At 38.3% G+C, this 21,282-nt stretch carries 25 protein-coding genes; 20 read left to right on the forward strand and 5 right to left on the reverse strand.

Translation table 11 applies throughout. The annotated features are described in order from the left end of the window. Positions 1-6 precede the first annotated feature (6 nt). Positions 7-924, forward strand: coding sequence for a CobW family GTP-binding protein (locus ABE65_RS06295; RefSeq protein WP_066392541.1), 918 nt, complete (start codon positions 7-9; stop codon positions 922-924). 73 nt (positions 925-997) lie between these two features. On the opposite strand, the gene ABE65_RS06300 is transcribed toward ABE65_RS06295, so the two are convergent. Continuing rightward, positions 998-1,393, reverse strand: coding sequence for a hypothetical protein (locus tag ABE65_RS06300; RefSeq protein ID WP_066392542.1), 396 nt, complete (start codon positions 1,391-1,393; stop codon positions 998-1,000). A 122-nt stretch (positions 1,394-1,515) separates the two neighbouring features. Here ABE65_RS06300 and ABE65_RS06305 point away from each other — a divergent pair, with 122 nt between their 5' ends. The 3 genes from ABE65_RS06305 (at position 1,516) to ABE65_RS06315 (ending at position 2,919) form a co-directional block, all read left to right on the forward strand. Next, positions 1,516-1,992, forward strand: a complete 477-nt coding sequence (locus ABE65_RS06305) for a hypothetical protein (protein ID WP_066392545.1) — start codon at positions 1,516-1,518, stop codon at positions 1,990-1,992. A 151-nt stretch (positions 1,993-2,143) separates the two neighbouring features. Continuing rightward, positions 2,144-2,707, forward strand: coding sequence for a hypothetical protein (locus ABE65_RS06310; protein ID WP_066392548.1), 564 nt, complete (start codon positions 2,144-2,146; stop codon positions 2,705-2,707). Positions 2,708-2,733: 26 nt separating this feature from the next. Continuing rightward, on the forward strand, positions 2,734-2,919 hold the full coding sequence (locus tag ABE65_RS06315; RefSeq protein ID WP_066392551.1) for a hypothetical protein: 186 nt from the start codon (positions 2,734-2,736) through the stop codon (positions 2,917-2,919). A 14-nt stretch (positions 2,920-2,933) separates the two neighbouring features. Here ABE65_RS06315 and ABE65_RS06320 read toward each other — a convergent pair whose 3' ends face one another. Further along, positions 2,934-3,608, reverse strand: a complete 675-nt coding sequence (locus tag ABE65_RS06320; protein WP_066392554.1) for a haloacid dehalogenase type II — start codon at positions 3,606-3,608, stop codon at positions 2,934-2,936. Positions 3,609-3,734: 126 nt separating this feature from the next. Between ABE65_RS06320 and ABE65_RS06325 the strand changes: the two genes are divergently transcribed. The 9 genes from ABE65_RS06325 to ABE65_RS06365 all read left to right on the forward strand — a co-directional run bounded on the left by ABE65_RS06325 (position 3,735) and on the right by ABE65_RS06365 (position 13,325). Then, positions 3,735-4,073 carry a LapA family protein gene (locus ABE65_RS06325; RefSeq protein ID WP_066392556.1) on the forward strand — a complete coding sequence of 113 codons (339 nt, stop codon included), beginning with the start codon at positions 3,735-3,737 and terminating at the stop codon, positions 4,071-4,073. Between the two features lie 139 nt (positions 4,074-4,212). Beyond that, a complete protein-coding gene (locus tag ABE65_RS06330; RefSeq protein ID WP_066392558.1) occupies positions 4,213-5,229 on the forward strand; it encodes a LacI family DNA-binding transcriptional regulator in 1,017 nt (338 codons plus the stop codon). 74 nt (positions 5,230-5,303) lie between these two features. Continuing rightward, a complete protein-coding gene (locus tag ABE65_RS06335) occupies positions 5,304-7,397 on the forward strand; it encodes an amylo-alpha-1,6-glucosidase (RefSeq protein ID WP_066392566.1) in 2,094 nt (697 codons plus the stop codon). Positions 7,398-7,438: 41 nt separating this feature from the next. Then, complete coding sequence (locus ABE65_RS06340; protein WP_066392573.1) at positions 7,439-8,701, forward strand: ABC transporter substrate-binding protein; 1,263 nt, start codon at positions 7,439-7,441, stop codon at positions 8,699-8,701. Positions 8,702-8,733: 32 nt separating this feature from the next. Then, positions 8,734-9,624: a carbohydrate ABC transporter permease gene (locus ABE65_RS06345; RefSeq protein ID WP_066392575.1), complete on the forward strand. Its 891-nt coding sequence runs from the start codon at positions 8,734-8,736 to the stop codon at positions 9,622-9,624. A gap of 12 nt (positions 9,625-9,636) precedes the next feature. Continuing rightward, on the forward strand, positions 9,637-10,461 hold the full coding sequence (locus ABE65_RS06350; protein WP_066392578.1) for a carbohydrate ABC transporter permease: 825 nt from the start codon (positions 9,637-9,639) through the stop codon (positions 10,459-10,461). A gap of 333 nt (positions 10,462-10,794) precedes the next feature. Then, the gene (locus ABE65_RS06355; RefSeq protein WP_066392581.1) at positions 10,795-11,397 is read left to right on the forward strand and encodes a biotin transporter BioY; all 603 of its coding nucleotides are present in this window, start codon (positions 10,795-10,797) and stop codon (positions 11,395-11,397) included. A 15-nt stretch (positions 11,398-11,412) separates the two neighbouring features. Beyond that, positions 11,413-12,399 (forward strand): biotin synthase BioB, encoded by a 987-nt coding sequence (bioB, locus tag ABE65_RS06360; protein WP_066392583.1) that lies wholly within the window; start codon positions 11,413-11,415, stop codon positions 12,397-12,399. Between the two features lie 128 nt (positions 12,400-12,527). Beyond that, positions 12,528-13,325, forward strand: coding sequence for a mechanosensitive ion channel family protein (locus ABE65_RS06365; protein ID WP_066399839.1), 798 nt, complete (start codon positions 12,528-12,530; stop codon positions 13,323-13,325). A 33-nt stretch (positions 13,326-13,358) separates the two neighbouring features. Here ABE65_RS06365 and ABE65_RS06370 read toward each other — a convergent pair whose 3' ends face one another. After that, on the reverse strand, positions 13,359-14,843 hold the full coding sequence (locus ABE65_RS06370) for a potassium/proton antiporter (RefSeq protein WP_066392584.1): 1,485 nt from the start codon (positions 14,841-14,843) through the stop codon (positions 13,359-13,361). Positions 14,844-15,102: 259 nt separating this feature from the next. On the opposite strand from ABE65_RS06370, the gene ABE65_RS21465 reads away from it, so the two are divergent. Then, positions 15,103-15,267, forward strand: a complete 165-nt coding sequence (locus ABE65_RS21465) for a Fur-regulated basic protein FbpA (protein WP_231887864.1) — start codon at positions 15,103-15,105, stop codon at positions 15,265-15,267. Between the two features lie 141 nt (positions 15,268-15,408). On the opposite strand, the gene ABE65_RS06375 is transcribed toward ABE65_RS21465, so the two are convergent. Further along, positions 15,409-16,815, reverse strand: coding sequence for an alanine/glycine:cation symporter family protein (locus tag ABE65_RS06375; RefSeq protein ID WP_066392585.1), 1,407 nt, complete (start codon positions 16,813-16,815; stop codon positions 15,409-15,411). Between the two features lie 294 nt (positions 16,816-17,109). Here ABE65_RS06375 and ABE65_RS06380 point away from each other — a divergent pair, with 294 nt between their 5' ends. Next, the gene (locus tag ABE65_RS06380; protein ID WP_082861314.1) at positions 17,110-17,658 is read left to right on the forward strand and encodes a class I SAM-dependent methyltransferase; all 549 of its coding nucleotides are present in this window, start codon (positions 17,110-17,112) and stop codon (positions 17,656-17,658) included. Positions 17,659-17,711: 53 nt separating this feature from the next. Here the strand turns inward: ABE65_RS06380 and ABE65_RS06385 are convergent, their stop codons facing one another. Continuing rightward, entirely contained in the window at positions 17,712-18,065 is a 354-nt protein-coding gene (locus tag ABE65_RS06385; RefSeq protein WP_066392587.1) for a DUF2512 family protein, read from the reverse strand. Positions 18,066-18,274: 209 nt separating this feature from the next. On the opposite strand from ABE65_RS06385, the gene ABE65_RS06390 reads away from it, so the two are divergent. From ABE65_RS06390 to ABE65_RS06410, 5 genes are all read left to right on the forward strand, one after another. Continuing rightward, positions 18,275-18,511 (forward strand): glycine--tRNA ligase, encoded by a 237-nt coding sequence (locus ABE65_RS06390; protein WP_066392590.1) that lies wholly within the window; start codon positions 18,275-18,277, stop codon positions 18,509-18,511. A gap of 106 nt (positions 18,512-18,617) precedes the next feature. Beyond that, positions 18,618-19,379, forward strand: a complete 762-nt coding sequence (locus tag ABE65_RS06395; RefSeq protein WP_066392592.1) for a Nif3-like dinuclear metal center hexameric protein — start codon at positions 18,618-18,620, stop codon at positions 19,377-19,379. Positions 19,380-19,522: 143 nt separating this feature from the next. After that, the gene (locus ABE65_RS06400; protein ID WP_066392599.1) at positions 19,523-20,083 is read left to right on the forward strand and encodes a tyrosine-type recombinase/integrase; all 561 of its coding nucleotides are present in this window, start codon (positions 19,523-19,525) and stop codon (positions 20,081-20,083) included. A gap of 22 nt (positions 20,084-20,105) precedes the next feature. Then, positions 20,106-21,014 (forward strand): YitT family protein, encoded by a 909-nt coding sequence (locus ABE65_RS06405; protein ID WP_370630092.1) that lies wholly within the window; start codon positions 20,106-20,108, stop codon positions 21,012-21,014. A gap of 18 nt (positions 21,015-21,032) precedes the next feature. Further along, positions 21,033-21,263 carry a DUF3953 domain-containing protein gene (locus ABE65_RS06410; protein ID WP_066392600.1) on the forward strand — a complete coding sequence of 77 codons (231 nt, stop codon included), beginning with the start codon at positions 21,033-21,035 and terminating at the stop codon, positions 21,261-21,263. Positions 21,264-21,282: the final 19 nt, after the last annotated feature.

Below are 21,282 nucleotides of genomic sequence, written 5' to 3' on the forward strand. Positions count from 1 at the left end.
TGTACGATGGGAAAGAAAGCAAATGTTATTATTCTAGCTGGCTTTTTAGGAAGCGGAAAAACAACGTTACTCAAACAGCTACTAGCCTATGAAAAAGAGCATAATCATAAAACAGCTGTGTTAATGAATGAGATCGGAAAAGTTTCAATAGATTCTGATTCTGTTCCAGAGGATGTTCCGCTCAAAGAACTACTTAATGGCTGTATATGCTGTTCATTATCAGATCAACTTGAAAAACAGCTATGGGGACTTTGTAAAGAGAATGAGCTTGATACGTTAATTATCGAAGCAACAGGTGTCGCTCATCCGATTGATGTACTTGATGCTTGTTTGTCACCTTATCTAATCGACGACTTACAGATATCAGGAATCATTTCAATCATGGACGCACCACGATGGTTGAACCGAGAAAGTATGAATGTCCAAGCAAGAATGCTCATGCTTGAGCAGGTAAAGCACGCAGATTATATCGTGTGGAACAAAACAAGCGGTTTGACGGAAAAAGAGAAGCAGTTGCTTATGAACGACTCAACAAGGTTGAATGAAGGAATTCCTTCTGTGTTAACAGATTTTTCTAAGGTGGAAATTTCTCAACTTTTTTCACTTACCGTAAAAAAGCGATCAGAACATCAATCTGTTTCCGCAGATAAACTAAAAGTGAAAACATTTGTATATTCCTTCAAAGGACCTGTAAATAAAGAGTTGTTTGAAAACTGGCTACGACATGTCCCCTCATCGATCTACAGAATTAAAGGGTATATTCAATTTAAAAATCAAATTCATCTATTTCAGTACTCATATGGCTTGCCTACTTACGAAAAAGAATTAATGAAGATGCCATTAAGACTTGTTTTTATAGGAGAAGATCTTAATCCTGATCAGTTAACAAGAGGACTGAATGAAGTTGAATCAGAAAGTAACTAGTTAAAACACTTGTGACTTCTAGGTTACAAGTGTTTTTTCTGCTTTTAGTGAGGTTATGGGAGAATGACTAGACTCATTGCCTTTGGCATATTTGTTTCATAAATACAGGTTGGTTCATCATTTTAATAACTCCAGGATTACTCTCAGATAGTCGAATGTAGCTACCAATGATTTCTTCATAATGCGTTAACAAAACAGCTTCGAGATAATGGTTTCCACAATCCCCTTTTAGCCGATAAGTATATTGATCAACATTCCCTTTTTTAAAACCCTTAGTATGAACATCAGCTAAACGGTATGTATCCAACGACTCGGAATAAATGGGACTTGCGAATGCTTGCTTTAGTGGAAAATAAGTATCAATTTCCCACCCATTTTTTTCTAACCATTCCGTATGTTTTTCAGGTGTACGAGTTACGGCGATAATATTTAATATGGTGAAGATCAGCACATAAGAAAAAATAAACATACCGATTCCTGCATACCATTGTATCTTCAGATAAATCTCTCCTTTTTAAAGAAATTCAGTTTGTTTTATGCTATTCTTTCATTATCATTATTTTCCAATTATGAATGAAAGAGGTGTATTCGTTGACATTGAAATTAATGACTCATGACCATCGAAACATTCATTCTGAGATCTACAAAATGAAACCTGGCTCTGTTGTGGTTCGTGAACTACCAGCTCTGAAGTATATTACGCAAGAAATGAACACGAAATATCACATGGATTGGGCAGGGCGCCCTGAGCCAATTGATCAGCAATGGGTTGTATGGAAAGTGGTAAATCAGCTTAAACATTTAACAAAAAATAAGTTGAGTTATAAATTTACTTTAATGCCACATGAGATACTTTGGCACGATAAAAATGACAGTAGATCCATTACAACACAAATGATGCAAGTACCCGATTGTATAACCGATGAATTATTTAATGAAGCATGTTTTAATGTTGAGAAGAGACTAGGAAAGAAACTGCCCACATTGAAACTTGTTTCTAATGAGTCGATTCCTTGTGTGCAAAAGTTACATAATGGTCATTATCAAAACTCGATTGAGACTTTATAAGAAATAGTAAATTTTGCTGAGCATGAGAGCCTTTCATTGAAAAAAAGTTATAAGGAAATCTATTTAACTCCTGCAATGAAGTGTTATAAACCTGATACATGGCAAACTGTTGTGAGCGTGGAGATTAATAATAGTCATTCAGGAGAATGAGATGAATGAAAATAAAGTTGAATTTAAGTTAACAATTCAAGAAGAAAGTAAGGAACCTAGCATTTTACGTTTGTTATTAGCGTTCTTAATCGTTTTTTCTTTTGTCTTTCTTTTTGTAGACTTTGATGATCAAAGTATTGAGACACAAGGGATTGCTAGGCAGTGGGGAGAGGCTGAATTGATGAACAATGAGTCAATGAAGTATATATTACTCTCCGATTCAAAGAAAATGAAGTACATTGATATTATTTCTGCAACGAATAAAGATGAACAACCTACTTACTCGTTTAAAGAATTAGATCAATTTGAATATCGTATAAATAAAAAGGAATATGTCTACAAGTTGCACTATTATCAGATGGAGTCTTGCACAGAATGTCAAAAAGATGTATGGGTTTCTGTACAAAAAGAAGATACCGGTTGGTTTGTATCTCACCTGAACTTTTCAGAATCGAAAGCTGAAAAAAAGATTCATAACGTGGAAGCAAAGCAGATTCCCACCTCTGAAAAACAAGAAAAAGAATTGGAAGAAAGAAAGTCATTCATTATGAAGTGGCTAAATTAACTTTTTAAAATAAGGAGAGCTTACATTTGAAATATCGATATTGGGGTATTACATTTGTTATTATAGGTGCACTAATCATGCTGAGCTCTTTTATGATAGATACTGATCATGTGAGACTTATTCGGATAGGTGGCGGTTGTTTGTTCTTCATCGGTAATCTGTTGATACCGGATTACATAGTCAATCCTAAAAGCTATACGAAAGATAGGTAAGAGCTGCCTCATGATTATGAGCGCAGCTCTCTTTCGTTCAACAGATCACGTAGGGAGGAAAATATATAATGAGGTATAATCCCCAGAACATCCAACGGTAGGTTTCCTCGATTGACCCATGCAGTCTTAAATCCATATGCTGCTGCACCAGTGATGTCCCAAAAGTTAGAGCTCATGAATAATACTTCTTCCCTGTTTACTGCTAGCGTCTCATGAACATACTGATAGGCAGCGGGTGCAGGTTTAAATTGTTCAATATCTTCAATGGATAGTAGGTCTATAACATTCGTTAGTTCTCTTTTTTTAACTAGTGGCTTCAGCATGTTATACGTTCCGTTAGAAAAAATAACCTGCTTAACCTTATTTTGTTGAAGTTTATGAAGAGTCTTGGGAACTTCTTCATAGACTTGAAGCTCTAGATAAGAATCCATTAAAGAATCAAGTGCTTCTTCATTGCATTGTAGAGAGAATTTTTTTAAAGTATATGAAAGAGCATTGCGGGTGATTTCGGAAAATGGAAGGTATGTTCTAGTAAGCTGGTGAAGCATGAAGTACTCTACTTGTTTTTTTCGCCACTCTTCACTAATCGCTTTACCATGACCTCTAAAATGAAGCTCGGCTTTTTCAGTAACAGAATGTACATCAAAAAGCGTTCCATATGCGTCATAAACATAAGCTTTAATCGTCAATGAAGCACCTCCTTTTCATACAAGGATACCCGAAATCATAGCAGCTTAATTACAATAAAAAATTTCTAAAAAATTTAGGTGAATTTCCCTTTCATTGAGGGAATAGATAACAATGAGGTGATAATAATGAAAATGCAATTGTATCTGTTATTTGGTTTTATTTTCGCACTAATCATAGCAACATTCGCCGTTATTAATGTTGGTGATGTAGAGATCAACTACCTCTTTGGAACTGCCAACTGGCCATTAGTACTTGTCATTTTAGGATCAGCCGTAATCGGCGGCCTATCGGTAGGTCTCTTTGGTCTGATTAAAGTGATCCAGCTGCAGCGACAAGTGAAAAAGCTGCACCAGATTCATAATGAAAAAGAATCTTGGAAAGAAGAACGTGTGGCTGAACCTGCTTCTGAACCAGTGACTTCATCAGAAGAAGTTCCTCATGAAAAAGTAGAAGAAAACAAGTAGATGAAAATCAAACCCTGAAAGTAGTCTTTAAAGATTACACTCAGGGTTTTTTAATGTTATATAACTAATACTTGAAAGCGATATCAAAAAGCGTTAAGATAACAACTAATCAGTTCCAAAACGTTTTGGAGGATAAAGTATGGCTACCATAAGAGATGTTGCAAAAAAAGCAGGTGTATCCGTAACAACGGTTTCCAGAGCGTTGAACGGTTACTCGGATGTGAACGAAAAAACAAGAGAAAAAATAAAGATGATTGCTCAAGAACTTAATTATAGTCCTAGTTTACTAGCACGAAGTCTTGTGATGAAAAAAACAAAAACCATTGGATTGCTCGTATCTGGGCTTCGGATTGAAGGAAGTAAAGACAATTTTACCTTTGAAGTTCTTTGCGGAGTAAATGACTGTGCTGGTGAATTAGGATATGAACTGGTTTTGATCAGTACTGATTCCAAGAAACAGCAGGAAAAAACTTATAACCAATTGTGCAAGGAAAGAAAAGTAGAAGGGGTAATCCTACAAGGAATTAAGACGGATGATCCGTATTTGGACGAAGTATTAAAAAGTGATATTCCTTGTATTCTTATAGATATTCCGATAGAAAGTGATTCTGTTGGCTATGTAACTACCGACAATAAAGGCGGAGCACAAACAGCCGTTCAGCATCTCTCAGATTTAGGGCATAAACACATTGGGATGATTAATGGGCATAGTCAAGCTTTTGTCAGCAGAGAACGGTTAGCAGGCTATCAAGCAGCATTGAAGAAGAATGATATTCCTTTTAACAAAGATTACGTAATAAACGGTGCTTTTTTAGAAGAAACCGCAGAGGTGGAAACCACGAAACTCTTAAAGCAACATCCTGAGATAACAGCGTTGTTTTGTGCCAGTGACCTAATGGCGATGGGAGCAATGAGAGCAGCTAAAAAGATGGGTAAAACACTTCCAAATGACCTATCTGTTGTAGGGTATGACAACATTATCTTATCAGCGTATTCAACGCCCTCTTTAACTACTATTGCTCAAAGCCGCTATAAATTAGGTTTTGAGGCGACGACACTGCTAACAAATATGCTTGAAGGAAAAGCTGAAGAAAAAAATAAAGTACTTCAAACAACTTTTATTAAAAGAGAATCATCAACTGAAAACCACGGATAGTGGTTTTTACTTAGACGAAGACCGAAAACGTTTTGGAAAAATTATTTACTACCTATTTTAGGAGGACTTATAGAATGAACTTTCGTGTAATAAAAGAAAACGATCTATTTTTTTTAACAGATGACAAAGGGAATATTCCTAAAGAGAACGATTATGGACTCGGATTGTATACAAAAGATACCCGTTTTCTTAGCAAGTTCGATATCAAAATAAACGGTCAAGATCCTATTCTTCTATCTTCATCTGCAGATGAGAATTATGAAGCAAAGATCTTGCTGACTAACCCTCACATGGAGAAAGACGGAGAACTCATTCTGTGGAGGGAATCTATTGAGATCGAAAGAAAGCGCTTAATTTTTGATGGCGTATTGTATGAGACACTTCAGCTGAAAAACTATTATCCAAAACCAGTCAATTTTGAAATAAGTGTTCATGTTGATGCTGACTTTACAGATATGTTTATTATTCGAGGTTTTCAATATGGTGAAATTGGAACAAGGTCAGGCGAAGAAGTTACAGAAAACTCGCTAAAGTACTTCTATAAAGGAGCTGACGATGTTGAACGGGCTACAAAGATACATTGGGATCGAGAAGCAAAGTCGGTAAATAAAGATGGTACGATCGCGTTTGATTTTCAATTAAATCATGGTGAGGCAGAGAGAGTAACATTCTCTGTGACACCTGAAATTAACGGAAAGTCAGGAACAGTCATGGATCCTGAGAAAGCGCTTCAACTTCTAAAGACTTCTTATACAGACTGGGAAAGAGAGACAACAAAAGTACAAACAGACTACAAACCACTTCAAAGACTTGTCGACAGAGGCATTATGGATCTTCGCGTATTGTTAACGGATATTGGGCATGGTGCGTTTCCAGTTGCGGGGTTACCATGGTTTGGTGTTCCTTTCGGCCGAGACAGTTTGATCGCAGCGCTTCAGATGCTTGCTTTTAATCCTGAAATAGCAAAAGGTACTCTTTTAACCATGGCTTCTCAACAAGGTACGAAAGTAGATCCTTGGCGTGATGAACAACCTGGCAAGATCATGCACGAGATTCGATACGGAGAACTTGCTTCTACTAACCAAGTACCTTTTACACCTTATTACGGAACGATTGATGCAACACCTCTATTTTTGGTACTTTTATCTGAATATACAAAATGGACAGGTGACTTATCGTTGATAGAGCAGCTGAAGTCGAATGTAGATGCAGCACTAAATTGGATCGACGAATATGGTGATCGTGATGGTGATGGATTCGTAGAATATCATCAAGAATCAAGTAAAGGGATCGCGAACCAGGGCTGGAAGGATTCTGGTGATTCGATCGTACATCGAAATGGAGATTACGCAGAAACACCGATAGCTCTATCTGAGGTTCAAGGCTATGTCTATCAAGCCAAAATCGGTATTGCAGCTATTTATGATGTACTTGGAAGAGTAGATGAAGCTACTAAACTTCGTCTTGATGCAGAAAAGCTACAGAAACTTTACGATGAAAAATTTTGGATGGAAGATCAGGAGTTTCATGCCATTGCTTTAGATAAGGATAAACAGCAGGTAGGGACTTTAACGACCAATCCTGGTCATGTTCTTTTTGCAGAGATGCTGGATGACTATAAAGCAAGTAAGGTGATTGAAAAACTTGTGTCTCCACAGTTTTTCTCAGGGTATGGTATTCGCACGATGGCAGAAGGAGAAGCGGGGTATAACCCCATGAGTTATCACGATGGAAGCATATGGCCGCATGACAACAGTATGATCCTGCTTGGCATGAGTAAAGTAGAACACCAGAGTGATGCGAATATGGTGATCTCTGGATTGATAGCTGCAGCGAGTCACTTTGAATATGACAGGCTGCCAGAGCTTTTCTGTGGATATGGTTCTAAAACTGGAAGAGCAGTGAAATACCCAGTAGCATGTTCACCTCAAGCTTGGGCTGCAGGGACACCATTAGTCTTCATCCAAACCATTCTTGGATTATTTCCTGATAGTTTAAACAAAGTCATCTATCTCTCTCCAGCACTGTTGAAAGAGATGAAAGAACTAAAAGTTGACCGAATTAAAATCGGAGAAGGATATCTTTCCGTTCATGTTCGACGTGAGGAAGAAGAAACGACCGTAGAGATAAAAGAAAATACGACTGGATATGAAGTGATTAAAAAATAAAAGGGTTCGTTCACCTTATGTAGAGAAGGGAGTTTTAGAAGATGAGACGTACAAAGTGGCTGTCCGCATGCGGTGTATCATCGCTAATTCTAGCAACCATGTTAACTGGCTGTGGAAATGACAACGGAAAAGAAGAAACTCAATCAGGGAAAACAGAGATTGTTCTGAGTGGTTGGGGAGGAAATCCGACTGAAAAGAAATTGTTAAACGAAGTTCTATCAGATTTTGAAAAAGAACATCCCCACATTGATGTAAAACTGAATACGATCAGTGATCAATACATGGATGTACTGAAGACACGATTGATCGGTGGAACCGCAGCAGATGTATTCTATCTTGATGCTTTTGAAGCTCCTGCTCTCATTGAGACAGGCGCTGTTGAACCGTTAAATAAATATGTGACAACAGACTTTGATCTCTCAGATTTCGAAAAACCGATGCTTGATGCTTTTAAAGAAGGTGAGAAGCTTTACGGTCTGCCAAAAGATTACTCAACACTCGCTCTTTTCTATAACAAAAAAATGTTCAAAGAAGCTGGAATAAAAGAACCTCCAAAAACGTGGGAAGAGATGGAGGTCGTGGCTAAAAAGCTGACGGACCAAGAAAAGCAAGTATACGGACTTGGAATGCTTCCACAGATTGAACGAATGTATTATATGGCAGAATCTAGTGGTGGACAGGTCATCACTGATGGTCGGGCCACTTTTGCTGATGACAAAGTTGTGGAAGCTATTCAGCCGGTTGTTGATATGCATATTAAAGATAAGACTGCAGCAACGCCTTCAGAAGTGGGTGCAGGGCAATCCGCTGGTGAGATGTTCGGTCGCGGCAATGCTGCAATGGTTATGGAAGGGAACTGGAACATACCTTTTTTAGAAGACACGTTTCCAGAGCTTGATTATGGAACAGCAGAACTGCCGACAGTTAACGGTAAAAAAGGGACGATGTCATTTGCAGTCGGGTATGCGATGAATTCAGAATCAGAGCATAAGAAAGAGTCATGGGAACTGATCGAATATCTCACAGGTAAAGAAGGAATGAAGAAGTGGACAAGCAAAGGTTTTGCCCTTCCGACAAGAAAATCTGTAGCGGCTGATCTAGGTTTTGATCAAGATGAACTTCGCGGTCCTCTTGTCAGTGGGGCAGACTATGCAACAGTATGGCAGGATGGTCCTACATTGCCAATTGTGATGAACAATTTCAACAACCAATTTCTTAGTGCATATTTAGGTGACCGCCCTTTAAAAGAAGCGTTAAAAGATGCAGAGAAGCAGGCGAACAGAGAGATAAAAGTAACAGAATAATAGATTTTTGAATCGAGGTGAACCATGTGAAGATGTTATCAAAAAAAGATAGAAGAGAAGCGGGACAAGGGTATCTATTCCTGCTGCCTGCGCTCCTCGTATTAGGCGTGTTTGTAATCGCACCGATCCTTTACGCTGTATTTCTTTCCTTTCATAAAGTAGAACTAATTGGCGGTGCGACCTATGAGTTTAGAGGGCTCGATAACTTTATGAAAGTTACATTTGATGATCGAGCGATTATTGCACTGAAGAACACGGGAATCTATGTGGCGATCGTAGTACCGACCCAGACGTTCCTGGCTCTAGTATTAGCAGCATCATTGAATGCAGGGCTCAAAGGACAGAAATTCTTTCGCATCGTTTATTTCTTACCGACTTTAACTTCATCCGCTGTCTTAACACTTATATTTATGTGGATGTATAATCAGAACGGATTGATCAACTATGTATTAAAGTTCTTAAATCTGCCAACGTATAACTGGATAGGTGATCCAGACGTAGCTCTTATCGCGATTATGATCATGAATATTTGGGCAACAGCACCGTTTTTCATGGTTATCTATCTCGCAGCTCTTCAAGATATTCCAGACAGTCACTATGAAGCAGCTGAACTCGACGGAGCCGGTCCGATTCAAAAGTTTTGGCATATAACCGTTCCAAACTTACGACCGGTAACATCTTTTGTGGTGATCATGGGTCTGATCGGAACATTCCAGCTTTTCGATCAATCGTACATTTTCTCTGGAGGATCAGGCGGACCGAACAACTCCACGCTTACGGTCGTTCTTTTAATCTATCAATATGCATTTAAGACACTTGGAACGATGGGTTATGCTACAGCGATCGCTTTCATGCTTGCCATCATCATCTTAGTGGCAACCCTTTTACAACGCAAATTTTCAAAAGAAGAATCACTATACTAAGGAGGAGATACCATGAAAAAACGTACGGCTGGAAGAAAAGCTTTGTATGTAATCCTTGTCGTTTACGCAATCATCACCGTTATACCGTTTTTGTGGGCACTGTCTTCTTCCTTTAAAACTTTAGGTGAGATCGTAAGTGGATCGATTAATTTTATTCCAAAAGACTTTACACTTGATAACTATAAGCAGATTTTTACAAGGGAGCCACTATTCGGAAGATGGTTGTTTAATAGTTTGTTCATCGCAACAGTCGGAACGCTATTAAACTTATTGTTTAACTCTATGGCTGGGTATGCACTCGCAAGATTAAGTTTTCCAGGGAAAAAGAGCATTTTCTTAATGATCTTGGCCGTCTTGATGATTCCTTTCCAAGTAACGCTCATTCCTAACTTCTTAATATTGAAGGAAATTGGATGGCTGAATTCTTATCAAGGGATGATCATTCCAGGAGCGGTGAACGCGACGTTCATCTTTATGATGAGACAGTTTTTCATAAACTTTCCAAAAGAAGTGGAAGAAGCAGCTGCAATCGATGGACTTGGACGCTTCGGTACATTTTTCCGTATCGTTTTACCTCTTGCTAAACCGGCACTTGCAGCTCAGACAATATTCGTATTCATGGCGTTCTGGAACGATTTCATGAGACCTCTCATCATTTTATCTGATCAAGACATGTTCACTCTGCCACTAGGGTTGAACTCGTTCAAAGGCCAGTTTATCTCGTTTTGGAACTATATTATGGCCGCATCGATGGTCTTTACATTACCGATTATCGTTCTATACGCATTCTTTAATCGATATTTTGTTAAAGGAATCAAGTTTACGGGGGATAAATAAGATTTTTGAGGAGAAACTGGCTTGATGATGTCGGAAATAAGTGCACCGATAGCAAGTTTAGATTACCGTGAAATGTATAATTTCATGGTAATCTATTTTTTATTCACGGTAAGCTACATTAATTTCACGGTAATTGCACATTATTTCACACATAAAATAATTTAAACGATTTTCGCCAATAATCGACATATCTCTGTCTCTAAACCATTCTAGCTTATAGAATGGTTTACTCATTATATATATGTTAACTAAAATATATTTTAAGTTGACGTATTTGAAAACCTTCGCTATTCTAGAAGCGTATACAGAACTTATATGTGGAGGTTTATGAAGATGACAGCACAAAGAAATGGTTTGAAAACGATTGATATTACGCTAGTTGGTATGTTTGTAGCGCTGATGGCGATTGGTGCAAATATCACCACCATGTTTCCGTTCATGGTGGTTGGTGGGGTGCCAATTACGTTGCAAACCTTTTTCTGTATTCTAGCAGGAGCATTGTTAGGAAGTAGATTAGGAGCAATCTCTATGAGTGTATACGTACTAGTCGGATTAGTCGGAGCACCAGTGTTCGCTCAATTTAAAGGTGGCTTTGCAACCGTGATCAGCCCGACCTTTGGGTTTTTATTATCATATATTCTGGTTGCGTATCTAACGGGTTTAATTATTGAAAAGAATGGTGGGAAAGCTTCATACATTGTAGCAACCCTTGTTGGAACAGCCGTTAACTATATTGTAGGGACAAACCTGATGTTCATGGCGTATAAAATGTGGGCAGATGCACCAGAAGGTTTCACTTACTCTATGGCTTGGGCGTGGATGATGGTTCCGCTACCTAAAGATATTATTCTAGCGATTTGTGCAGGTATGTTAGCACCGAGAATAAATTTTGCGCGTAAAAAATCAATTTCTCAACGAACAAAGCATGCCTCATAAAGGAGTGGTGTTAAAGTGATCTGGAATACTCTTGCAAAAAAAGTATTGAGTGGAGAAGAGATTACGAATGAAGAAGCTCTTGATATTTTAAATTGTCCTGATGAAGATCTGTTATTATTGCTGCATGGCGCTTATCAGATCAGAAAGCATTATTATGGTAATCTCGTAAAACTCAACATGATTATTAATACAAAGTCAGGCGCATGCCCAGAAAACTGCGGATATTGCTCACAATCGATCGTATCGACTGCACCCATCGAGACGTATCGAATGATGGATAGTAAAGAGATGGTAAAAGGGGCAGAGACCGCGTATAACTTAAACGTTGGAACGTATTGCATTGTTGCAAGTGGGCGTGGACCTACTAACCGTGATGTGGATAAAGTTGTTGAAGCTGTTAAAGAAATCAAGAATACATATGGCTTAAAGGTTTGTGCTTGTCTAGGAATATTAAAGCCAGAACAAGCAGTGCGTCTAAAGGAAGCAGGTGTTGATCGATACAATCATAACCTCAACACTTCCGCTCGAAATCATGAAAATATTACAACGTCTCACTCCTATGATGATCGAGTGAATACGGTCAACATCGTTAAGGAAAGCGGGATCTCTCCATGCTCAGGAGTTATTATAGGTATGAGAGAGACGAAGCAAGATGTTATTGATATGGTAAGAAGTCTTAACGTACTTGACGCAGATTCTATTCCAGTCAATTTCTTGCATGCGATTGATGGTACACCGTTAGAAGGGACAGACGAGCTTGATCCCCGCTACTGTTTGAAAGTACTTGCATTATTTCGTTATATTAATCCGACGAAGGAGATTCGTATATCAGGTGGACGTGAGGTGAATTTAAGAAGTCTTCAGCCACTCGGTCTGTATGCCGCAAACTCAATATTTGTAGGTGACTATCTTACGACGAGAGGACAAGAGTCAACGGCAGATCATAAGATGATAAAAGATATGGGCTTCAAGATTGATCGTACGCCTGTTATGGCACCATAGTTTTTTGCAAATGATTGAAAAGCCACTCGAAGCTTTGTACAATAAGGAGTATTCTATTGTACATCGTGGGAGTGGTTTTTTTGGAAAAATGGCAAAAGTGGCTGGAAAAAATAAACTGGGCTGAGATTATGCTAGCGGCTGGTTTATGGGCAATGAAGTTTCTATTGATCATCGTCATGTTCTTGGTGATCCGTTCGATCGGTAGACGTGTGATCAACCGAATGTTTGATAAAGCAGCAACACATAGAAAGATGTCTTCAGGCAGAATTATTACGCTGCAAAAGCTTGTAGTCAACCTGTTTTCATACGTATTGATCTTTGTTTTTGCTGGTATCATATTCAAGCAGTTCGGACTTGAAATCGGTACTCTTATAGCAGGAGCAGGGGTAGTTGGATTAGCTATAGGTTTTGGAGCGCAAGGACTCGTAAGTGATGTTGTAACAGGTTTCTTCATCCTTCTTGAAAAGCAGATGGAGGTCGGAGACTATGTTACGATCGGCGGGGTCGATGGAATTGTAGAGGAAGTGGGTCTGAGAACGACTCACATACGAGCATTTGATGGCACATTGAACTATATGCCGAACCGTGAAATCAGTACGATCGCGAACCATACACGGGGGAATATGCGTGCACTTGTTGATATAGGTATTGCCTATGAAGAAAATATAGACAAGGCTCTCGTCATACTACAAGATGCTTGTGACAAAGTAAAAGAAAAGAATCCGAGCATTATTGAAGGACCAAATGTGTTGGGTGTTCAAATGTTAGGATCGTCTGATGTGGTGATTCGTATTATTTCTAAGACGATTAACGGAGAACAGTGGGCGGTCGAAAGAGAGTTACGTAAAGCTTTAAAAGAAGCTTTGGATGCGAATGGCATCGAGATTCCATATCCTCATCAAGTACATGTAGAAAAAGGTGCATAAGAAAAGCCGGGGAAGTGTTTCCCGGCTTTTTCTTTAATTCTTTTCAATATTTTGTTTGGATAAATAATCCGTTACACTCTTCAGTTTTGTTTTATGTGCCATGATGTAGAGAATATCGTGAGCGTGAATTTCTGTTCTTCCTGTTGGTGTGATCAGTTCATCGCCTCGGATCATTGCACTTACCGTAGATTCTTTTGGTAAGGAAATTTCCTCAAGTGTCTGTCCGATAATTTTTGCATGTTCGGGTACAAAGAATTCTACGATTTCTGCATTGGCTTTACCCATTGAAACAAGTTCTAAAACATGCGGGGATGTAGGTTTTTCTTTCTCAGTTAATTTTAATTTTTGAGCTACCCAAGGGATGGTCGATCCTTGGATGAGTGCTGATGTAAGAACAACAAAGAAAACGAGATTAAAGAGCAACTGGCTGTTCTCAACACCTTCAATGAGTGGAAACGTAGCGAGAACAATAGGAACAGCACCACGCAGACCAGACCACGAGATAAATATTTTTTCGTTTATAGAGAAAGAAGAAGTCGGCATACTTAGGAAAACACCTATTGGCCGCGCGATAACAATGAGAACGAAAGAGATCATCAAGCCTTTCAGCATGATATCGATATGAAACAGCTCGCTTGGAAAAACAAGTAAACCTAAGATCGCAAACATTAAAATCTGCATCATCCAAGCGAAACCTTCGTTAAACCGTACGATTGAGTTTCTGTAGGTCAGATGACTATTCCCCATAAACACAGCCGCAACATATACCGCAAGCAGACCACTTGCTCCAGCGAGCATTGTAATCCCATAGGTTAAGATAGCAAAAGAAAGAGCGAAAACAGGATAGAGGCCACTGGATTCAAGTCTGATACGGTTAATGGCATAAACAGCAAGCTTACCAAAGAGATAGCCCAAAACAGCTCCCATACCCATCTGCCAAAAGAATGATAGGACAAGTCCTATAATGGAAGTTGAGTCTTTTGTAAGAAGTTCAATAAAGGTAATCGTCAAAAATACTGCCATCGGATCATTGGAACCAGATTCTGCTTCAAGCGTTGAAGAAAGCTTCTCTTTCACATTTTTTCCGGCCAAAACGGAGAATACTGCAGCAGCATCCGTAGAGCCAACGATCGAACCGAACAGAAATGCTTCTAGCCAACTAACATCCAATAACAACTTAACAGATACCGCAACAACTGCTGTTGTAAGGAATACTCCAAACGTAGCAAGTGACAGTGAAGTGGATAGGACAGGTTTTACGCTCGTCCATTTTGTCTGAAGTCCACCTTCAAATAAGATGATAATAAGAGCAATTACGCCGACTAGCTGACTTACGTGCGGATCATCAAAATAAATAAAATTGAGTCCATCACTTCCTAAAAGCATTCCGATTCCAATAAAAAGTACAAGTGCAGGTACACCAAAGCGTGAAGAGAACTTCGTAGTAACGACGCCTAGTAAGAGTAGAATGGCAAGTAATAGTATAAAATAATCTACGTTTAAACCACCTTCAAACATAACACCTCTCCTTTATCTATCTATCTATGATGAGTTTGTTTAGTAAACACTTTTTCAGCAAATCAATTACAGTATCCACGACATTTATTGTCTTGAAACAATTGACAATTTAACCAAAAGCGGGTAACCTTGACGGAAGATAATGGTTATAAAATTACAACACCTTCGTCATTTTTTTACATAAACTATTAATGGAAGTTTTTTCTCCATCATTTCAGGGTAAGTAAAATGTTGAAGAGATTTACAGGAGGGATTGAACGTGTCAGCGGACCATCAAAAAAGAGAAAATTTAATTGCTGATCTATTGTTACATAATATCTACAAGACAGCAGATGGACGTCATTTATACGAGCTTTCTTTGCAGGATCTTGAACAACAATTGAAGAATTTACTTTCCCCGCCTGCAGAGGAAAATGCAACTTAAAATAGGTTGAGTAATAAATGGTAATTATAAACCGGCTAACCATGCCAGTTTTTTGATCTGTAACTAGCAATAGCAGTTCTCCGTCAATTTTAAACTAACATAAATGAAAGAAGACTTCACTCAGGAAGTCTTCTTTCATTTTTATTTCTCTGTAGAACCTTCTTCATCCCAAGCTTCTGTGTTTTTTAGTCCGATACTAGACGGTCGGAAAACGGGATCTTTTCCTTCTTTCTTTTGTTTCAGATAGTCTCCGAGAGCATCAAATGCAATTTTTCCAAGCAAAGAAATCGCGATTAAATTGATGATTGCCATGAGTCCCATGAACATGTCAGCTAAACTCCAAACAAAATCAAGCGATGCGATTGCACCGTATCCAACCATAGCGACAACGGCTAAGCGATAGATAAACAACCACGTTTTGTTCGTACTGATAAACTCAATGTTAGATTCACCATAATAATAATTTCCTACTACTGAACTAAATGCGAACAACATGACGATAACGGCTAAGAATGGGCCACCCCAAGATCCAAGCAAAGTGTTTAAAGCTTCCTGCGTCAAGATAATTCCATCCGCTTCCTTGGAATCGTACATCCCAGATAACAGGATAATAAAGGCGGTAGAAGAACAGATCAAAAGTGTGTCTACAAAAACACCTAGAGATTGGATCAATCCTTGTTTAACGGGATGGCTCACATCTGCAGTTGCAGCTGCGTTAGGCGCACTACCCATACCGGCTTCATTGGAGAATAGCCCACGCTTGATACCATTCATCATCGCTGCGCCTAATGCTCCACCAGCTACTTCTTCTACACCAAAAGCACCTTCGAAGATCATGCTGAAAACGGCGGGAAGTTCTGTAAGATTTGTAACCATCACAAACAGAGCTACAAGGATATAAAGCCCAGCCATAATTGGAACGATGATTTCTGATACTTTAGCAATCCGTTTAATGCCACCAAAAATGATAATTGCAGTTACAACGGCTAAGAAAATACTTACATAAACAGGTTTAATATCAAACGATTGTCCAAACGCACTTGCTATCGTATTCGATTGAACAGAGTTGAAAGCTAGTCCGAACGTAATAGAAATTAAGATGGCAAAAATAACACCCATCCAGCGAGCATTCAATGCTTTTTCCATGTAATAAGCAGGTCCACCACGGAATGCGACTCCATCTCGAACTTTGTAGATCTGAGCTAACGTACTTTCTACGAATGCAGAAGCAGAACCGATTAATGCGATCAGCCACATCCAGAAAACGGCTCCAGGTCCACCTGCCGTAATTGCAAGTGCTACCCCTGCTAGGTTACCTGTACCTACGCGTGAAGCTGTACTGATACAGAATGCTTGAAACGAAGAAACGCCTTTCTTATCAGCTTTTGCACCTTCACCCAAAAGCCTGATCATCTCACCAAACATGCGGAACTGAACAAACTTTGTTCGAACCGTAAAATAAAGGCCTAACCCAATCAACATAACAATCAGGATATACGACCATAAATATGTGTTAACACTTCCTATGAAATTGTTGATCCAATCCATACATACACCTCATTTAATCTTTTGTCTATCTCAGCTGTACACCATTTTTTAATGTAACAAAACCTTACATATTAATCAATTATAATTTTTACCACTGTTGAATTGTAGGAAAGAAAAGTGAAACACTGCACAGTCGCAGAATGTGCTACACATAAATATTCCCTGAAGTATGATTGAACAAACGAAATAAGTGGAAAAAAATTCATGCATTCCTTATTTTCTCACCAACAAAAGATAACTGAATATACTAGATAAAATTGATTGTAATAATCGGAATTAAAGTAGGTGTTGAGGGTGGATGGCGGAACCCCACTATTTATACAAAAGTTTTTTCAATCACCAAAACAAGTCGGGAGTCTTTTTCCAAGTTCTCTAAGCTTAGCTAAGAAGATGACCACTCAGCTTTGCTGGGATCATATTGACATCGCTGCTGAATTAGGAGCGGGAACCGGAGTCATTACAAAAGAAATTGTACGTAACCTAAAGCCTGACTCAGAGTTTTATATATTCGAAAAAGAGGAAGAGATGAGGAAAAAATTAACACTTCATTTCAATAAGCACACTGTCTGTGAAGATGCTCGTCACATTCTAATAAGCAGTGGTAAAGAGGAAGCAACTATGGATGCGATTTTCTCAGGACTTCCTTTTGCTAATTTCACTCGTAACTTGCAAAGAGAAATCGTTGAAGAAGTATATCGTGCGCTTCGACCAGGAGGAGTGTTCGTAGCCTTTCAGTATTCTACTCAGATGAAAAGAACGTTTCAAGAGGTCTTTCGTACCGTTGAAATTGCATTTGTACCGAAAAACTTTCCTCCTGCATTCGTATATACATGTGAAAAATAGTTGGAAAACAGTAAAAGTGATTCGTTCGAATAAGAACGAATCACTTTTTTGTATTAGCGATATGAGTGATCCATGTGGTCAGAGATCAGATGCTTGTGAACCATTGCCTCCATGCATGTTACCAAGATGGCTACAAGGAACGATCCCCATAATGAGATGGCTACTCCAGGCAATACTAACCCTAGTAGATAGACGAGTACAAAACTTGTCGCAAAATCTATGGTTAATTGTTTGCCGTAAGAGATGCGAGGAACCATGATATACTCGAGCAGTACCCCAAGAGGAGCTAGTATAACCGTAATCCAAATGAATGGTTGGACAAACTCGAAATCTACACTCTTAAATAAAAAATTGGCTAATACAAGGGCGAGTGGAATACCTAAAATTTTTATCATCAAACTTTGCATCTTCATTTACTCCTTGTCCTACTTATATTTGAATAGTTCTAAAACGACTCAAACTTACTCACAGAACGATTAAAACAATCTTTATCAGAATGAACGTTGCAGCGAGGTTTTATACCTTGATTAAAAAGTTATAAATCGAAGTGTCATAAAATAGCAAGAGAGTGGGTATTACTTCTGTAAGAAAGTAATGAACAAGGAGGCTAAGAGAAGTGGAATATTCACTCTATAAGAAGGACGGAAAGTTTCCGTGTGATGTAACGGTTGATTATGACAATATGGTCTTTACAGTAAGAGATAGTGATACGACAGGTGAAGTATTTAACAGTGCGACTGAAGTTGCTCAGTGGATCAAACAGCATTGGTCTGTGGATCAGTTCCAAAGACCAGATGACTATTATGATCTAATAAAGCATCTTGATAGTTCGTTAGAGGATGAAACGAAATAAATACATTCAATAAGACCGAGGTTTGTTTACTTGGTCTTTTTTTTTATAGCTCTAATTAGAAAATAATGTAATAATAATTGAAATAAGAAGTGTGGGAGATACCTTTATGAAAACGAGTGATTTCGAAGAATTGATGCTAAAACTATTTGGAAATTGGCTACTAGAATTTGAAAACGAGGGTGAATATGGTTTTACACATAAACTCGAGAAAGAGGTTAACGTAATCGCATATGCAACAAATTTAACACCAGAGACTGTAGAGAAAGCTCATACAATTGGGGCGGACCTCTTGATCACCCATCATGACGCTTGGGATTTTGTGTACGGAATGAAAGAAGTTTGCTTAGATAGATTAAGAAAACATCACATTTCGCATTATTTCACTCATTATCCCCTTGATTTTGTAGAATTTGGAACGAGTACAGCACTATTCGAACGCATTCATATTGATAAGATTACGACATTATCCACATTTAAGGATAACCAAGAGTTTCCGGGTATCGGTGTCTTTCATACACCACTTTCATTTATCGAACTAAAAGACCGTCTCGAACGGGTGATGGAAGAGCCCATTAAAGCATGGGAGAATCATGATCGACCCATTCAAAAGGTGGGTATTCTTACTGGGGCAGGAAACCAAACATCACTCATACAATATGCAAAAAATCACGATTGCGATGCATTTATTACAGGAGAACGATCATTATATTCTGTACAATATGCGAAATTTGCAGGCATCCACTTTTATGTGGGAAGTCACACGTTTACCGAAATCTTTGGAGTAGAAAACTTAGTGGTTCGAATCCAGGAATTCTTTCCAAATGTAAAAGCGATAAAGATTCAAGAAGATCATATAGAATCCTTTTAAGTTAAAACCTTCTGTTTTAGGAGGTTTTTTCTGTGGGGAAAAGTAAAGATTAATAAAGATTGAGAATTGAGCATATCTTTTTAATGTTACATAACCCTTTGATATAATAGTATTAAGTAACATCATATAAGGTGGATATTGAGATGGAATATGTTGAAGCTTTAAGAGATATCAAAGAGATCAATGCGATTAAACGCTATTTAAAGAAAAACTCTGTACGTGATTATGTTCTATTTGTTTTAGGGATCAATACGGGTTTGAAAATTACTGAATTGCTTTGCATGCAAGTAAAAGATTTGTTATCGGAAGATTTAATCGTGCATGATTTTTATTCTGTTCCTAACAAAGAAGGGAATAAAGAAGTTTTCTTAAACGAAACAGTGAAGAAGATTATTGCTCAGTACGTTGAATGTGCAGATCTAAAGAGAGAGGATTTTTTATTTTTATCGAAAAAAACAAAGTTACCGATTACTCGACAGCAAGCATATCGAGTTATTCATCAAGCTGCAGAACATGCAGGCATAAAAGGTAAAATCGGAACAAACTCACTTCGGAAAACATTTGGCTACCATGCCTATAAAAGGGGAGTAGCCATATCTCTATTGCAAAGGCATTTCAACCATTCTAGTCCTTCTGAAACACTTAAATATTTAGGGATCTCTAGGGAAGATCCGATTAAAACACAGATTGACGTAAGATTATAAGGGAAAGCGTGGAGGTACACTTATGACAGGAGAAGCGATTACAAATACGCAAGCCATGGAACAGATCAAGAAACAACACCGAAAGCTAACGAAAGGAAAACTCGCTACAAGGGCCATCCTGATTACTTTCGGAGCCATATTGATGGCTGTGGGGCTCGAAATATTCTTAGTCCCAAACAATGTTATTGATGGTGGAATAGCTGGTATCTCGATCATGTTATCTCACATAACAGGATTAAAATTAGGACTCTTTCTATTCGCATTGAACTTACCATTTATTTTTGTTGGTTATAAGCAGATCGGAAAAACATTTGCTTTCTCAACATTATACGGAATCATCGTTCTTTCAATCGCAACTACTCTATTGCATCCAGTTCCACCGTTTACAGACGATTTATTATTAGCAACTGTTTTTGGCGGTATCTTTATCGGAGTTGGAATCGGAATGGTAATCCGAAGTGGTGGATCTTTAGATGGTACAGAGATCTTAGCTATACTCTCAAATAACAAACTGCCTTTTTCTGTTGGTGAAATTATAATGTTCTTTAATATCTTTATTCTCGGCGCGGCAGGTTTTGTTTTCACATGGGATAGAGCGATGTATTCTTTGATCGCTTACTTTATCGCTTTTAAAACGATTGACTTAACGATTACAGGTCTTGAGGAATCCAAGTCCGCTTGGATCATCAGTGATAACCATAAAGAAATCGGAGACGCTATTCTTCATCGCTTAGGACGTGGCGTTACATACCTTAAAGGTGAAGGCGCGTATACGGGTGACGAAAAAGGTGTTGTATTCTGTGTCATCACTCGTTTGGAAGAGGCAAAGCTCAAAGATATTGTCGATGAGTTTGATACGAGTGCCTTTCTAGCCATTGCAGATATCGCTGAAGTAAAAGGCGGTAGATTTAAGAAAAAAGGAATTCACTAAAGTAGAGGAGAGGTTTCTATGCTTCGTAAGTTGAGAATTACTTTCTCTGCTGCCGTCTTATTACTTGCTCTCTATAGCATAACTACAGGAAATGTTGATATTACTCCTTTTACTTCTTTAGGACTAGCATTATTATTACTTGTTATGGGATTTGAAGAACGGCAAAAAAAGAAAAAGTGGATCAGCTATCTCTGCTTTTTTGTATTTGCTGTAAACCTTTATGTTTCAGTACAATCCTTTCTCATTTAAAAGTAAAACGCCTCGATTT

Source organism: Fictibacillus phosphorivorans (assembly GCF_001629705.1).
Lineage (GTDB): Bacteria > Bacillota > Bacilli > Bacillales > Fictibacillaceae > Fictibacillus > Fictibacillus phosphorivorans_A.

Coding starts and splice junctions, on each gene's coding strand:
- ABE65_RS06340 (WP_066392573.1), top strand. CDS start 7,439: ATGAGACGTACAAAGTGGCTGTCCGCATGCGGTGTATCATCGCTAATT.
- ABE65_RS06405 (WP_370630092.1), top strand. CDS start 20,106: ATGACAGGAGAAGCGATTACAAATACGCAAGCCATGGAACAGATCAAG.
- ABE65_RS06300 (WP_066392542.1), bottom strand. CDS start 1,393: ATGTTTATTTTTTCTTATGTGCTGATCTTCACCATATTAAATATTATC.
- ABE65_RS06330 (WP_066392558.1), top strand. CDS start 4,213: ATGGCTACCATAAGAGATGTTGCAAAAAAAGCAGGTGTATCCGTAACA.
- ABE65_RS06385 (WP_066392587.1), bottom strand. CDS start 18,065: ATGCAAAGTTTGATGATAAAAATTTTAGGTATTCCACTCGCCCTTGTA.
- ABE65_RS06325 (WP_066392556.1), top strand. CDS start 3,735: ATGAAAATGCAATTGTATCTGTTATTTGGTTTTATTTTCGCACTAATC.
- ABE65_RS06310 (WP_066392548.1), top strand. CDS start 2,144: ATGAATGAAAATAAAGTTGAATTTAAGTTAACAATTCAAGAAGAAAGT.
- ABE65_RS06365 (WP_066399839.1), top strand. CDS start 12,528: ATGCTAGCGGCTGGTTTATGGGCAATGAAGTTTCTATTGATCATCGTC.
- ABE65_RS06400 (WP_066392599.1), top strand. CDS start 19,523: ATGGAATATGTTGAAGCTTTAAGAGATATCAAAGAGATCAATGCGATT.
- ABE65_RS06345 (WP_066392575.1), top strand. CDS start 8,734: ATGTTATCAAAAAAAGATAGAAGAGAAGCGGGACAAGGGTATCTATTC.
- ABE65_RS06410 (WP_066392600.1), top strand. CDS start 21,033: ATGCTTCGTAAGTTGAGAATTACTTTCTCTGCTGCCGTCTTATTACTT.
- ABE65_RS06375 (WP_066392585.1), bottom strand. CDS start 16,815: ATGGATTGGATCAACAATTTCATAGGAAGTGTTAACACATATTTATGG.
- ABE65_RS06350 (WP_066392578.1), top strand. CDS start 9,637: ATGAAAAAACGTACGGCTGGAAGAAAAGCTTTGTATGTAATCCTTGTC.
- ABE65_RS06355 (WP_066392581.1), top strand. CDS start 10,795: ATGACAGCACAAAGAAATGGTTTGAAAACGATTGATATTACGCTAGTT.
- ABE65_RS06335 (WP_066392566.1), top strand. CDS start 5,304: ATGAACTTTCGTGTAATAAAAGAAAACGATCTATTTTTTTTAACAGAT.
- ABE65_RS06370 (WP_066392584.1), bottom strand. CDS start 14,843: ATGTTTGAAGGTGGTTTAAACGTAGATTATTTTATACTATTACTTGCC.
- ABE65_RS06295 (WP_066392541.1), top strand. CDS start 7: ATGGGAAAGAAAGCAAATGTTATTATTCTAGCTGGCTTTTTAGGAAGC.
- ABE65_RS06395 (WP_066392592.1), top strand. CDS start 18,618: ATGAAAACGAGTGATTTCGAAGAATTGATGCTAAAACTATTTGGAAAT.